Source organism: Methanocaldococcus lauensis (assembly GCF_902827225.1).
Classification (GTDB): domain Archaea; phylum AGJL01; class Methanococci; order Methanococcales; family Methanocaldococcaceae; genus Methanocaldococcus; species Methanocaldococcus lauensis.
The window spans coordinates 604,096-617,192 of record NZ_LR792632.1 but is presented as its reverse complement, the minus strand read 5'-3'; the positions used below and the strand labels follow the sequence as shown (position 1 = coordinate 617,192).

Genomic DNA, 13,097 nt, shown 5'->3' with positions numbered 1-13,097 from the left:
TTTATCCCTTAATATTAAGCATTCTCTCAATTGCTACTTTTGCCCTCTTTATAATATCTTTATCTAATTTTATTTCATATATTTCCTCTAATAAACTTTTTTCTATCTTTTGTAGAGTTATTTTTTTCATCTCATTACATATAGCATCCTCTCTTAAAGGAATTAACACTTTCTTTTCTCCAATTTTTTCAAGTTCGAGTTCAATTCTATCTATCATCCCTACCTCAGTTCCAATTATAAACTCTTTTTCGTTAGAATTTATAATGATTCTTAACATACCACTCGTGCTTGCTATATAATCTGCGTTATCTTGCAGTTCTGGATTACATTCTGGATGAATTAAAACAATAGCATTTGGATATTTTTCTTTAACTCTCTTTAAGTCTTCAAGAGTAAATTTTTTATGAACATAGCATCCCCCACCTATTGGGATAGGAATGATTTTTTTATCAGTTCTCTTTTGAACATAGTATGCTAAGTTGTTATCTGGACCAAATAAAACAGTCTCTGCATCTAAGGAATTAACTACTTTGTCTGCATTTGCTGAAGTACATGTAATATCTGCCAACGCCTTAGTTTCAGCGGTAGTATTTACATAAACAACCAATGGAGCATCTGGATACTTTTCTCTATACTCTTTTATGATGTCAGGAGGTAGTTGATGAGCCATTGGGCATTGAGTTCCTTCAATTTCTGGCATTAAAACTTTCTTATCAGGATTTAATATTTTTGCAGTTTCTGCCATAAAATCTACGCCACAAAAGACAATAATATCTGCATCAGTTTCCTTAGCTTTAATACATAACTCTAAAGAATCTCCTAAAAAATCTGCTATTTTTTGAATATCTTTTGGTTGATAATTGTGAGCCAATATTATGGCATTTTTTTCCTCTTTTAATTTATTTATGTTTTTTATAATCTCTTCTTTATCTTTCATAATCTCCCTCTTTTTATATTCTAAATCCATTTTTCTTTAATCTTTCGATAACCATATCCCAAGTTGGTAAATTCGTTTGGCAACCTTTTGCCTCAACTACAAAGGAGGCAGTTGCTGAAGCAATTAAACCACATTTTTCTAAATCGTATCCTTTAATGTATGCAGATAAAAATCCTGCTCTATAACTGTCTCCTGCTCCTGTAGGATCTATAACCTTCTCTGCCTTAATGCAAGGAATCTCTATTTTTTTATCTTTTGTATATATTACACTACCCTTAGAGCCTTTAGTAACTATGAGAATATCTACTCTTTCCAAATAATCTTCAATGTCAAAGTTTAATAACTTAGATGCTTTTTCAAATTCATACTTATTCATAAACAAAAAGTTTGTATGTTCAATAATTTCTAATAAACTTTCTTTTGAATATAGTGGTAGATCTTGACCAGGGTCAAAAGAAATTAAATTATTTCCATAAGCCTTTTTAGCACATCTTAAATTAAAATCAGGGTCTCCTGTAGCGATATGAACTATTTCTGTATTGAATTTAGGAGGATCTATCTCCTTATAATGCTTAGCCGCTCCCCATAAAAAGAAAGTAATTTGATTATTATCTTTATCTGTAAATATCCACGCTTTTGGAGTTTCTTCCTCATCAGAGTAGTAAAGTTTTGAAATATTTATCTTTAAATTCTTTAAATATCTTTCATACCCACTATTTTTAAAATCATACCCAACACAGGATAAAAGTTCAGAATCTACTCCAAGTTTTTTTATACCAACTGCTGTATTCGCTGCCGCTCCTCCATAGTATTTTCTCGCAGAGGGTATTTGAACTGATGTATTGGGCTCTGGAAATTTTTCTACATTAAATATATAGTCAAGGGCTGTATGACCAACACAAGTAATTTTTTCCATTTTATCACCAACTAAAAATTGACAAAAGTAAAATTATAAAAAGATTTATATATTTTAACTGGAAAATGTAAAAATGTAATAAAGTTAATTTAATATTTTAGTAGAAACATACTATTACTTAAATGTTTAACTTAAAATTATATAGGGGAGATATTATGATATGCATATCTGAAAATTCTGAAGCAAAGGATTTAATTCCAATAGCCAAATCTATTCATATGTTAGTAAATAAACTTCCAGTAGCTATGAGGAGTAAAAATAAACCAGGGGTTAGGTTAGAAAAAGGGGAAGTTGTAGATACAAACTATGAAGGATATGTTTTAAAGGTAGCAATTGAAAAAGGGGATGTTATTAAAGCTACACCTATTTTAGGACCTTATGCTGGCTTACCAGTTATAGTAACCCCTATAAAGGATAATGAAAATAATATAGTCGGTGCAATAGGAGTTGTAGATATAACAGCAGGAATATTTGAAGATATATTAACCATTGCAAGAAGACCCGAGCTATATAAATTCTTACCAGAAGATGCATTTCCAAAATAAATAATAAAATTTTAAGGTGATGTAATGAAGAAAATATTCATATATCCTCCAAATAGTTTAATATTAACTGATTTAGTTGAAAGATTTGGACACAAGCCATTGAATTTAAATATAGTTATAGGAAATTTAGTTAGAAATCCAGAGATAGATAGCCCACCTATGAACATAACTGATGAAGTTCCTAAGCAAGGTTTAAAGTATGCCGCTGTTGAAGTGCCTTCTGGTGTTAGAGGAAGGATGGCTTTAATTGGTCCTTTGATTGAAGAGGCTGAGGCAGCTATAATAATGGAAGATGCTCCAATTGCCTTTGGATGCATTGGATGTCAAAGAACTAATGAACTAACTCTTTATTTAGTTAGAAGAAAGAATATCCCTACCTTAAAAGTTAAATATCCTACAAATGAAGAAGAGGCAGAAATCTTAGTAAATAAAATAGCAAATTTCTTAAAAAGTTTAGAAGAAAATGAAGAAAAGAATTAAAGAATGTATTAATTTTTTCATATTCTATAATCAAAAATATGGTGGTATAATGGATTGTCCAAATAAAGAAATAAACTTAAAAAGATGTAATTGCAGTTATCCTTCATGCTCTAAAAAGGGAATGTGTTGTGAATGTTTGCATTATCATTTAAAAAATAGACAGTTACCTGCTTGCTGTTTCCCACCAGATATAGAAAAAACCTACGATAGAAGTTTTGAAACTTTTGCAAAACTTGTGTTAGATGGAAAAATTTAGATAATTAATTATAATTTTATTATTTGAAGTTGGTTTGATAAATTCTTCTTTGTAATTCTTTTTTCTCTTAGTATTATTTTCTCACTTTCTTTACTCACTATTTTTATTTAAAAAGACGTATTTTCTTAAATCGTAATAGAAAAACACTATATCGCTATTTTCTAAATCTTTAATTGCTCTTTACCACTAATTTTCTTGAAAATTTGGATTCATAAACAAACAATATAGAGTTCGGGGTCTGTCTAATATGGACAAATATAGACAAATGACCATATTGGACTTGGGCATCATCAACCTCCCCTCCTATAGGTTCGGTCTCTGCCCCTGTCGAGGTTTTTATTATCTTCCCACTGGTTAAATTTGATAATAACTATTAGGGACTTCATTTCTCTCCCACATCTGAGTCAAGTATAATCTCTATTTCTTATACATACTTATATCTAAATCTTTAGATAATGAAAATCTATTAATGTCTATATTTGTCTATGAAAAATTAAACAGTTTCAAACGGCTCTAATTGGCAGTAGGTTTTTAGACATCTGGGAACTTTTGGTCAATAATTTTTTATTAGCGAAGTTGGAAGATAAACTAAGTATAATAATTTAAGATTAATAATCCAATTCAGGAGTGATACCATGATTTGTTTAGGATTAGAAGGAACTGCAGAAAAAACAGGTGTGGGAATTGTTACATCTGATGGAGAAATATTATTTAACAAAACTATTATGTATAAACCTCCAAGACAGGGAATTAATCCAAGAGAAGCGGCTGATCATCACGCTGAAACATTTCCAAAGTTAATTGAGGAGGCTTTTGAAGTTGTAGATAAAAAAGATATTGACTTAATAGCCTTCTCTCAAGGCCCTGGATTAGGACCAAGTTTAAGAGTTACTGCAACAGTTGCAAGAACATTATCTTTAACTTTAAAAAAACCTATAATTGGTGTTAATCACTGCATAGGTCATATAGAAATTGGTAAATTAACTACAGATGCTGAGGATCCTCTAACACTATATGTTAGTGGTGGAAATACTCAAGTTATTGCATATGTTTCAAAAAGATATAGAGTTTTTGGAGAAACTTTAGATATTGCCGTAGGAAACTGTTTAGATCAATTTGCGAGATATGTAAATTTACCACATCCTGGAGGGCCATATATTGAAGAGTTAGCAAAAAAAGGAGAGAAACTTATAGATCTACCATATACTGTTAAAGGAATGGATATAGCATTTTCTGGTTTGTTAACTGCCGCAATGAGGGCTTATGATTCTGGAGAAAAATTGGAAGATATTTGTTATTCTTTGCAGGAATATGCATTTTCAATGCTTACTGAAATTACTGAAAGAGCTTTGGCTCATACAAATAAAGGAGAAGTTTTACTTGTTGGAGGAGTAGCGGCAAATAATAGATTGAGAGAAATGCTAAAAGAAATGTGTAAAGGGCAGAAGGTAGATTTTTATGTCCCAGAAATGCAATACTGTGGAGATAATGGAGCGATGATAGCGTGGCTCGGATTATTAATGTATATGAATGGAAAGAGAATGAGTTTAGAGGAAACAAAAATAATTCCGAATTATAGGGCTGATATGGTTGAAGTTAATTGGATAAAAGATATAAAAGGAAAAAAGAGAAAAATTCCAGAAGGTTTAATTGGGAAGGGGGCTGAGGCTGATATTAAAAAAGATAAATACTTAGATTTTGATGTTATTATAAAAGAAAGGATTAGAAAAAGTTATAGAGATTCAAAATTAGATGAGAAAATAAGAAAAGGGAGAACTTCAAAGGAGGCAAAATATCTATCAATGATTAAAGATTTTGGAATTCCCTCTCCATATATTTTTGATGTAGATTTAGACAATAAAAAGATTATGATGAGTTATATTGATGGAAAGTTATCTAAGGACATAATTGAAGATGATTTAAATATTGCCTATAAAATTGGAGAAATTGTAGGAAAACTACACAAAAATAATGTAATTCATAACGATTTAACGACATCTAACTTTTTATATGACGGAGAGATATTGTATATTATTGACTTTGGATTAGGTAAAATTTCTAATTTAGATGAAGATAAGGCAGTTGATTTACTTGTCTTTAAAAAAGCAATTTTATCAACACACCATGAAAAGTTTCAGGAAATTTGGGATAAATTCTTAGAAGGTTATAAAAGCGTATATGATAGATGGGAAATTATTTTATATTTGATAAAAGATGTTGAAAGGAGAGCAAGATATGTGGAATAAATTTTTGAATATATATTTGTCTTTATGAATGAATTACTTTATATAATTCCTTCTCTCGCTAAAAAATTTTATTTTTTGATTTAGAGGATTTTAATTTAATATTTTTAAATTTTAGGGGATTTTATTAAATTTTGGAGGGTCGTCTATTTTGATTAATTTGAATAATTAAGTTTATTAAATTATTGAGATTTTTAGGAGATTTTGGTAATTTATTTTTATCTTCAATTTTCCCAGATAAATAAGTTAATAATAAAAATTTAAAGGATTTTTAAGCAAATAAATAAAAATAGAAAAGTTTATATATAAGTTCGGAGGTATATAAATAACAAGGGTTATTGACCCTTCGAACTATAACCCCCCTACAAAGAAGCATAATAAAGTAATTTTAGTCCTTAATATCAAAAAATTATGCCCTGTCTAAAATCAGACCCCTAAGGGGATGGAAATCTTTTGTGTTGATAGCTTGTGATATGTATGCAGCTAAGTCTAAAATCAGACCCCTAAGGGGATGGAAATTATTTTCCACCCCAAATATTGCTATTATCATATTTCACGTCTAAAATCAGACCCCTAAGGGGATGGAAATATCTATTGTTATAATGCTGTTTGCAGGGATAATTTTCTTGTCTAAAATCAGACCCCTAAGGGGATGGAAATGCATCTGTCAGAGGGATGTTTTTTGAGCTTCCTGGAGGTCTAAAATCAGACCCCTAAGGGGATGGAAATTGTCGTTAAAATTTTCCAGCATAACTTTTCTATATTTTGTCTAAAATCAGACCCCTAAGGGGATGGAAATTTTTTTTTTCTTCCTCTTCAACAGTCTCTTTTTCTAAAGTCTAAAATCAGACCCCTAAGGGGATGGAAATATACCCACCCGCCAGCCAGCCCAAAACCCCAACCCGTCTAAAATCAGACCCCTAAGGGGATGGAAATTGGAACGTACATAGAGCTTTGAATGTTTTAGTCTCCTCAGTCTAAAATCAGACCCCTAAGGGGATGGAAATTCGAACTCTCTAATGACATACATTGAGGATGAACATTGTCTAAAATCAGACCCCTAAGGGGATGGAAATTAAATTCGTAAAGACTATATAACATTGCCCATCATCGTCTAAAATCAGACCCCTAAGGGGATGGAAATAACAAATTGATAATGATATGGATAAATTTCTAAAAGTTCAACGTCTAAAATCAGACCCCTAAGGGGATGGAAATAACGCATAAATGTGGATGTCTGAAACGGATGATTTTTGTCTAAAATCAGACCCCTAAGGGGATGGAAATCTAAATCCGTTTTAGAACAATTAGGACAACCAACCGAAATGTCTAAAATCAGACCCCTAAGGGGATGGAAATACAGTTGAAATAACAGGTGCTCCTGCAATTAATGTCCGTCTAAAATCAGACCCCTAAGGGGATGGAAATAGATTGAATATAATGAATTAAATTACATTCACATTCACAACAACAGTCTAAAATCAGACCCCTAAGGGGATGGAAAGCTGAAAGAATTAAAATTGGTAGTATCGAAAAAACAAAAGTCTAAAATCAGACCCCTAAGGGGATGGAAATGTTGCTCTCTCTTCTCCTATTTTTTATTGTCAAATCGTAGTCTAAAATCAGACCCCTAAGGGGATGGAAATTTTTCATTAGTGTCTATTACTCCCCAGCCGTTATTATCGTCTAAAATCAGACCCCTAAGGGGATGGAAATCTAATAACTCTATTTGTTCTCTTAACATCTTTTGTGTGTCTAAAATCAGACCCCTAAGGGGAAAATAACATTAAATTAAGAGGCATTGCTGAGCGTTAGCGAAGCAATGCATCCCGGGTATCCCAATAGGGCGGAGCCCTATGGGTTTAAAATCAGACCCCTAAGGGGATGGATATTTTTAAATTTTTAATTTTATTTTTTAATACCATAAAAATCCATAGGTTTGTATATTTATATTATTTTTAAAAGTAATAATGACCCTCAGGAAAATTTCAGTTAGGATAATAAAAAATAACGAAAATACTAAAAAATTATTATGACAATATTAAAATTTTTTAAAATCTTAATAAATAATAAAAAAATTAAAATTTTTTATTAATAATTATTACCTAAACTGAAAAAATCTCGAAATTATGTATTAATTATTATGAATAAATTTTAAAAATGTATTAAAAATATATAAGATAATTTTAAATATTTGAAAAAAGAAGTGTTATAATCATTAAAAAGGATAAAGGCGAAGGAGAATGTATATAATCATAGTTTATGATGTGAATGTTGCGAGAGTGAATAAAGTTAAAAAATTCCTCAGACAGCATTTAAACTGGGTTCAAAATAGTGTATTTGAAGGAGAGGTAACAGATGCAGAGTTTGAAAGAATAAAAGATGGGCTTTTAAATATAATTGACGAAGATGAAGATTCTATAATCATATACAAACTCAAATCAAAACCAAGTAGAGAAATTTATGGAGTAGAGAAAAATCCAATTGATGATATTATTTAAAACCAAGATATCAATGGCTCATAATCTTTTTGTCCAACTAAATGCTTAATTAACTTGTAAGATTCCAACCTTATCAATCTCTTTTTTGTAACGTTCTTTTTTAATGTTGGATGTTTAACACTCTTTTCCATCTCCTCATTAAATACCTTTAGAACTATCTTTTTACCATTATCATTTAGTAATATTCCATTTAAATCGTCTCTAAAATGCTTTTTCTGAATAATACCCTGCTTAACTAATCTGTTTGCTATTCTATCGGCAATTATTGGTTTAAAAATTTCGCTTAAATCTAACGCCAAAGAAAACCTTCTCTCTCTTGGCTCATGCAAATAGCTTATCGTTGGAGTTAGTTGAGTGTTGTAAAGTTCGCTTATTATTGTTGGATATAAACGAGAATTTAAAAAACTTATTAAAGCGTTCATCTCATTTTGAGGAGGTCTTCTTGTTCTTTTGATGATTTTAAATTCTTCTGGCAAAGTCTCATCCCATAGTTTATAGTATTCACTTCTAATTCTCCCTTCAATATTCATAACCTCAGTAATTTTATTTGCATAATTAAGTTCCTCTAAGAATTCATCAAATTTAACCTTAATACCAAATTTTGACAGATTTTTTTCCATATTTTTTGCCCCACCAATAACAAAGAGTTTTGCAAGATTTAATCTTTTTTCATAATTTAAATAATGCTCCGCCTGTTTTACAACTAAATCTCCAGAATGGAGAGACTCCCTCGGATAAAAACTCCCATCATAATATCCATAATGGTTAAAGAAATGCAAAGCAATGCCTTTTTGTGCTAAATAATGTAATGCTTGAGAACTTATGCTTACTTTTCCATAGATATAGATGTCATAAATTCCTTCAACTGCTAAAGGTTTCTTTCCATTAGCATTTTCAAAATATAGTGTATTTTCTCTCCTAAAAAGATAGCCATCAGATAGTAAGGTTAGAGATTTTTTCCTCATAATCTCCCCCACTTAAATCCAACATAACTCATAATATGCACATTTTTTGCAAATTTTGGATTTCTTTGGTTTTGGTGGATTTGGCATTGACTTTATTTTTTCAATGTCTTTTATAGCATCTTCAACCTCTTTTTCTCTTCCATCTAAAATTATTTCCTTTGTCTCTCTAAGTTTTGGATAGTTAAGAATTGCCTTTGCCTTAATACCATATCTTTTTAAATAGTAAATATAATATAATGCCTGCATTTCGTGGGCTTTCTCCATTGTCTTACTTTTTTTAACCTCGTGAATTTCAACAATGTCCTTTTTCTTAATGAAGTCAATATTTATGGTTCCTATTAAAACCTCCTTCTCCTCCCCAAAATAACATTTTTCGTGTAAAAATTTTCCCAAATCAACAATATCACTCTCGTGTTCCATTGTTATTCCTTTTGCAAAATACCATAACTTCGTTTTACAGACAAAGAGATAGTTTATTTCAATTCCTCTGATTAAGAGTTCTTTTTCAATATATTCATTTTCAGAAGACATTTAAAACACCAAAAAATTAATTTTAAAGAATCTCATCATCTAAGGATATGCCTCCATAATCTACGAGTAAATCATAAATTTCAATTCTCTTTTTTGAGTATATTGGAGAAAGTGATTCAATTTCCTTAACTAACTCTTCAAAGAAATTTTCGTCTTCAAAGTATTTTCCTTTTGAAATTTTCCAACTTTCTAATTTTTGTAGAAATAAATCTCCAATATAATCAGAATACAAAAATTTAAACCATTCCCCTATATCACTTCCGCCAATAGTTGAAGGAAAATCCCTATCAAGCAAAGAAAAAGTTAAAATTCCTCTAACAATACATTCTCTCTTTTCTCTAAAATCTTTAATAATAACAGTCCTATTTTCTTTATCAACTTCAACGAAGGCATTATCTAAAATCCACAATAAGTCATATTCTGTCTCTCTTCCATCTTCATATATAACCTTCCAAATAACGCTATCTCCCCTAAACCTTTTGAAAGAATTTTTAAAAGTATCCCACCATTTTAGTAATTCTTCTCTTACTTCTTCATCAACGATATTCTCATTTTCATCTTCTTCAATTTCCTTTATTTTTTCATTTAGATGATTTAAAACCCAATAATATGGAAACTTATCCCTTAAATTTTCAAGTATTTTTCTTCTTTGATAAGTCAATTTTTCATTATACTCTTTCATAGAGTTAAGAACACTCCAAAGGACTGCACCACAAAACTTAGGAACTTTGTCTTTTTTGAATTCTCTATCCTCAAATGCCTTTTTCATCAAATTTACAAATTCATAATAGCCTAATTCTTCTTTTTTAATTTCATTGAAATGTTTCTTTAAGTTATTGTAGGTTTTTGTTATTATTGTACAGTATATTTTACATTTCTCCATTCCCCTCCCAACTCTTCCAATTCTTTGCATAAAATTCCTAAAATATAACCCTGAATCCATAAAACATAGAGAAACCGGATAATTAACCCCCACTTCTGCCTTTGATGTTGTTATTATGATATCTGTTTTGTTTAAAATTTCATCCAAATTTTCATAGATTTTTTCTCTTGTTTGTAATCCTGTATTGACCCAAACCTCTGCATCAATCTCATTCTCAATAATATATTTCATTTTCATAGCATCTCTCAAAGAATTAAAAATAATCAAAATCTTCTCATTGTTAGATATTGCTTTCTCTATAATATCTTTAATATTTTCCTTTAATCTTCCATCTTCAACCAAATAACCAAATAAACTTCTTTCTATGCGTCTTGAGATTTTTATAAGCTCAATTTCCATCTCTCCTTGAATAACTCTTCCTTCATTACTCAATGGTTGTTCAATAATTTCTGGAGTAATATTATTTTCATTTAAGAATTCAATTAAATTCTCTTCTGGCGTTGCAGAAACAAAAAACCATTTTATCTGTTTAAATATCTCTTTTGTCATTAAAAACCAAAGTAAAATATTTGCTATTTGCTCCTCGTCATACAAATGATATTCGTCAAAAATAACATAATCCAATGCATTGAAAAACTCTAACCAATCAGAAAATCCTTTTAAATGTCTAAATTTTTCATTTTTTCTTGGTAAATGGTATCCACTATTTATCATATAATTTAGAATGTCTGGATTCGTTACAGCAATTTCGCAATTTTTTAATTTTTCTATTAATTCCTCTCCTCTTTCTTTTCCCTTTTTCGTTAAAGTTTTTCCAGTTATTACCTCAACCTTAATTTCTTGCTCTTTTAATGTTTTCTCAATATCTTCTGCCAATGCATTTGTTGGAACTACAATTAACCCTCTTTTAGAAGTTAAATAATTGTTGTCCTTTGCATATAAGATAGGAAAAGCAAAAGAAAATGTCTTTCCTGCACCAGTTGGGGCAACAATAAAATAAACATCGTTCTTTAATTCAGAAACATCTGAATAAAATATCTCTTGAAATTTATGCAACCTAAGTTTTCCTCTAACAACCTTATCTCCAAAAGGCAAACATTTTTTTGAAACCTTTAATTTCAAAGATTCCATAAAAATCCCCTAAAAAAATTAGTTAGAAAAGATATGTTCTAAATCTTCAACTTTAAACCCAGTTCCAATAATATAGTGAGAAAGAACAAATCTTATCATCTGAGATTCTCTCAATTTTACATCTTTTCCAAATATTTTCTTAATTGTGTAGAGATTTAGCCAAATTTCCTCTGGTTTTTCCTTTTTTTCTTCAAATAATAAAAGACATTCCCTACCAACCCCTATCCTCAAAGTAAATGTTTTCGGAAGTTTTATATCTTCAAATGTCAATAAAGATGCTTCAAAAATTGAGCCCTCTTTTATTCCTTGAATGTGGAAGTAATTTTTAAACAGCCCTTTTCCCATCTGTTCAATTATATCTCTTCTGACCATATAATCAGATATTTCTGATGTTTTTCTTGCAAATATTGGCGTTTTTTCATAATATATTGGTCTTCCAATAGTCCAAACAAATCCAAACTCTTTAATCTCATCATAATCTGGCTTATCTTTTATTTGGTAAGTATATTCTCTTTTCTTTGCCAATGCAAAATTTAATGCATAATCTAAAGAAATATCTCCAATAAATGGCTCTGTTGATGCAACCCCACCCTCTGTCTTGTTATAACAAAATAAAGGAGAGAGAAGAGTTATTTTATAATGCCTAAGCATATTAGACACCCATATCCTCTAATAACTTTTTAACATCTTTTTCTTTGATGATTTTACACTCAACTAAATAATTTATACAATCGTTTAAATGCCTCAAATAAAGTTGCTTTAATTTTTCTTCATCTTTTAAATACTCATCAATTAACTTTAAAAGTTCTTCTAATTTCTCATTTTCAATTAACATTGACGAATTTTCCCTCAATTTCCTTTTAACAAACTCTTTTACATTTTCAAAAGTTACTTCTCCATTAAACTCCTTTGAAATTAGATAGGATGACACTGGTGGTTCAAAGGTATCTAACGCTATACTTATAATTTCATTTTTCATATTTGCATCCATAACATTTGATTGTGCTCCATACCTGGTTGTTTTTAAATGAGATATTAAAGCGTGGATAAATCCTTCTGGCGTTATATCATAGAATGTTATAAACTGTGGGAAATAAACTCCTGGCTTGACATATTGAATTTCAAACAAACTTTGTCTTTGAGAACCTTCATTTTTATCCCACATTGTTCCCTCTTCACTTAAGGCATTGTGAGTAAGTTCCTCAGTTATCTCATCTTTATCCCTAATTGAATATGCCCATTCGTAAATAACTCTTGAAGGTAATCCAACGGCTTCATTTGATTGCGTTACGCTATCTCCAAACACTATGGAGTTTGGATTTGCTAAATATTCTGATTTTTTTATAAAGTTGTATTCAACCTCTGGATGAACTACTTTAAATTTTCTACACAAAATTAATCCTGTCAATTTTTCTTTTGATTTTAATTTTCTTGAAGGAATTACTACAACGTCTTTATTTCCTATTGTTGTGCTTATAACTTCATCTGGCTCTGTTGAACGATTAATTAAATAGCCAGTTGTAGTTCTTATTGTCGCTACCTTTATCACATTTGGAGTTCTTTTCCCATACTTATCTTGGAAATACTCTTTTGGAATTATTGAGTAGAGTTTTTCTCTAAACTCATTAACAACATTGTCATCAAAATCAAGATACTTTTTATATACATATTCAGATAATGTCTTTTGCTTTGCCATTGTCATCACCCCA

Annotated in this window: 12 protein-coding genes, 1 pseudogene and 1 CRISPR repeat array; of the genes and pseudogenes, 5 read left to right on the top strand and 8 right to left on the bottom strand. The window is 30.1% G+C overall.

Features of this window, described 5'->3' with window-relative positions; all coding sequences use genetic code 11:
- Window position 1: 1 nt before the first annotated feature.
- Window positions 2-937 carry a quinolinate synthase gene (gene nadA / locus KMP69_RS03515; protein ID WP_214400556.1) on the bottom strand — a complete coding sequence of 312 codons (936 nt, stop codon included), beginning with the start codon at window positions 935-937 and terminating at the stop codon, window positions 2-4.
- A 13-nt stretch (window positions 938-950) separates the two neighbouring features.
- Window positions 951-1,853 carry a carbohydrate kinase family protein gene (locus KMP69_RS03510; RefSeq protein ID WP_214400555.1) on the bottom strand — a complete coding sequence of 301 codons (903 nt, stop codon included), beginning with the start codon at window positions 1,851-1,853 and terminating at the stop codon, window positions 951-953.
- Between the two features lie 155 nt (window positions 1,854-2,008).
- Here KMP69_RS03510 and KMP69_RS03505 point away from each other — a divergent pair, with 155 nt between their 5' ends.
- Genes KMP69_RS03505 through KMP69_RS03495 form a run of 3 tightly spaced genes read left to right on the top strand, consistent with a single transcriptional unit; the run spans window position 2,009 to window position 3,134 of the window.
- On the top strand, window positions 2,009-2,398 hold the full coding sequence (locus tag KMP69_RS03505; protein ID WP_214400554.1) for a DUF2111 domain-containing protein: 390 nt from the start codon (window positions 2,009-2,011) through the stop codon (window positions 2,396-2,398).
- A gap of 24 nt (window positions 2,399-2,422) precedes the next feature.
- Window positions 2,423-2,878 carry a methanogenesis marker 5 protein gene (locus KMP69_RS03500; RefSeq protein ID WP_214400553.1) on the top strand — a complete coding sequence of 152 codons (456 nt, stop codon included), beginning with the start codon at window positions 2,423-2,425 and terminating at the stop codon, window positions 2,876-2,878.
- Window positions 2,879-2,927: 49 nt separating this feature from the next.
- The gene (locus KMP69_RS03495; protein ID WP_214400552.1) at window positions 2,928-3,134 is read left to right on the top strand and encodes a DUF6485 family protein; all 207 of its coding nucleotides are present in this window, start codon (window positions 2,928-2,930) and stop codon (window positions 3,132-3,134) included.
- Window positions 3,135-3,251: 117 nt separating this feature from the next.
- Here the strand turns inward: KMP69_RS03495 and KMP69_RS08115 are convergent.
- Window positions 3,252-3,399, bottom strand: a pseudogene (locus tag KMP69_RS08115) (ATP-binding protein); the annotation flags it as partial.
- A 370-nt stretch (window positions 3,400-3,769) separates the two neighbouring features.
- Between KMP69_RS08115 and KMP69_RS03490 the strand changes: the two are divergent.
- Both KMP69_RS03490 and cas2 read left to right on the top strand, forming a co-directional pair.
- Window positions 3,770-5,380, top strand: coding sequence for a bifunctional N(6)-L-threonylcarbamoyladenine synthase/serine/threonine protein kinase (locus KMP69_RS03490; protein WP_214400551.1), 1,611 nt, complete (start codon window positions 3,770-3,772; stop codon window positions 5,378-5,380).
- 415 nt (window positions 5,381-5,795) lie between these two features.
- A CRISPR array of direct repeats spans window positions 5,796-7,269; the repeat unit is 32 nt; unit sequence GTCTAAAATCAGACCCCTAAGGGGATGGAAAT.
- A 351-nt stretch (window positions 7,270-7,620) separates the two neighbouring features.
- On the top strand, window positions 7,621-7,878 hold the full coding sequence (gene cas2 / locus KMP69_RS03485; RefSeq protein WP_214400550.1) for a CRISPR-associated endonuclease Cas2: 258 nt from the start codon (window positions 7,621-7,623) through the stop codon (window positions 7,876-7,878).
- On the opposite strand, the gene cas1b is transcribed toward cas2, so the two are convergent.
- The 5 genes from cas1b to cas7d are packed head-to-tail and all read right to left on the bottom strand — an operon-like array spanning window position 7,875 to window position 13,084.
- Window positions 7,875-8,843 carry a type I-B CRISPR-associated endonuclease Cas1b gene (gene cas1b / locus KMP69_RS03480; protein WP_214400549.1) on the bottom strand — a complete coding sequence of 323 codons (969 nt, stop codon included), beginning with the start codon at window positions 8,841-8,843 and terminating at the stop codon, window positions 7,875-7,877. The two genes, cas2 and cas1b, sit on opposite strands and share 4 nt — an antisense overlap.
- A gap of 12 nt (window positions 8,844-8,855) precedes the next feature.
- Complete coding sequence (gene cas4, locus KMP69_RS03475; RefSeq protein WP_214400548.1) at window positions 8,856-9,374, bottom strand: CRISPR-associated protein Cas4; 519 nt, start codon at window positions 9,372-9,374, stop codon at window positions 8,856-8,858.
- Between the two features lie 22 nt (window positions 9,375-9,396).
- Entirely contained in the window at window positions 9,397-11,388 is a 1,992-nt protein-coding gene (cas3, locus tag KMP69_RS03470) for a type I-D CRISPR-associated helicase Cas3' (protein ID WP_214400547.1), read from the bottom strand.
- An 18-nt stretch (window positions 11,389-11,406) separates the two neighbouring features.
- The gene (locus KMP69_RS03465; protein ID WP_214400546.1) at window positions 11,407-12,039 is read right to left on the bottom strand and encodes a type I-D CRISPR-associated protein Cas5/Csc1; all 633 of its coding nucleotides are present in this window, start codon (window positions 12,037-12,039) and stop codon (window positions 11,407-11,409) included.
- Window position 12,040: 1 nt separating this feature from the next.
- Window positions 12,041-13,084, bottom strand: coding sequence for a type I-D CRISPR-associated protein Cas7/Csc2 (gene cas7d / locus KMP69_RS03460; RefSeq protein WP_250543631.1), 1,044 nt, complete (start codon window positions 13,082-13,084; stop codon window positions 12,041-12,043).
- Window positions 13,085-13,097: the final 13 nt, after the last annotated feature.

What these genes read in the sequence shown, in the direction of transcription:
- nadA (WP_214400556.1), bottom strand. Translation starts at nt 937, where the DNA reads ATGAAAGATAAAGAAGAGATTATAAAAAACATAAATAAATTAAAAGAG.
- KMP69_RS03510 (WP_214400555.1), bottom strand. Translation starts at nt 1,853, where the DNA reads ATGGAAAAAATTACTTGTGTTGGTCATACAGCCCTTGACTATATATTT.
- KMP69_RS03505 (WP_214400554.1), top strand. Translation starts at nt 2,009, where the DNA reads ATGATATGCATATCTGAAAATTCTGAAGCAAAGGATTTAATTCCAATA.
- KMP69_RS03500 (WP_214400553.1), top strand. Translation starts at nt 2,423, where the DNA reads ATGAAGAAAATATTCATATATCCTCCAAATAGTTTAATATTAACTGAT.
- KMP69_RS03495 (WP_214400552.1), top strand. Translation starts at nt 2,928, where the DNA reads ATGGATTGTCCAAATAAAGAAATAAACTTAAAAAGATGTAATTGCAGT.
- KMP69_RS03490 (WP_214400551.1), top strand. Translation starts at nt 3,770, where the DNA reads ATGATTTGTTTAGGATTAGAAGGAACTGCAGAAAAAACAGGTGTGGGA.
- cas2 (WP_214400550.1), top strand. Translation starts at nt 7,621, where the DNA reads ATGTATATAATCATAGTTTATGATGTGAATGTTGCGAGAGTGAATAAA.
- cas1b (WP_214400549.1), bottom strand. Translation starts at nt 8,843, where the DNA reads ATGAGGAAAAAATCTCTAACCTTACTATCTGATGGCTATCTTTTTAGG.
- cas4 (WP_214400548.1), bottom strand. Translation starts at nt 9,374, where the DNA reads ATGTCTTCTGAAAATGAATATATTGAAAAAGAACTCTTAATCAGAGGA.
- cas3 (WP_214400547.1), bottom strand. Translation starts at nt 11,388, where the DNA reads ATGGAATCTTTGAAATTAAAGGTTTCAAAAAAATGTTTGCCTTTTGGA.
- KMP69_RS03465 (WP_214400546.1), bottom strand. Translation starts at nt 12,039, where the DNA reads ATGCTTAGGCATTATAAAATAACTCTTCTCTCTCCTTTATTTTGTTAT.
- cas7d (WP_250543631.1), bottom strand. Translation starts at nt 13,084, where the DNA reads ATGGCAAAGCAAAAGACATTATCTGAATATGTATATAAAAAGTATCTT.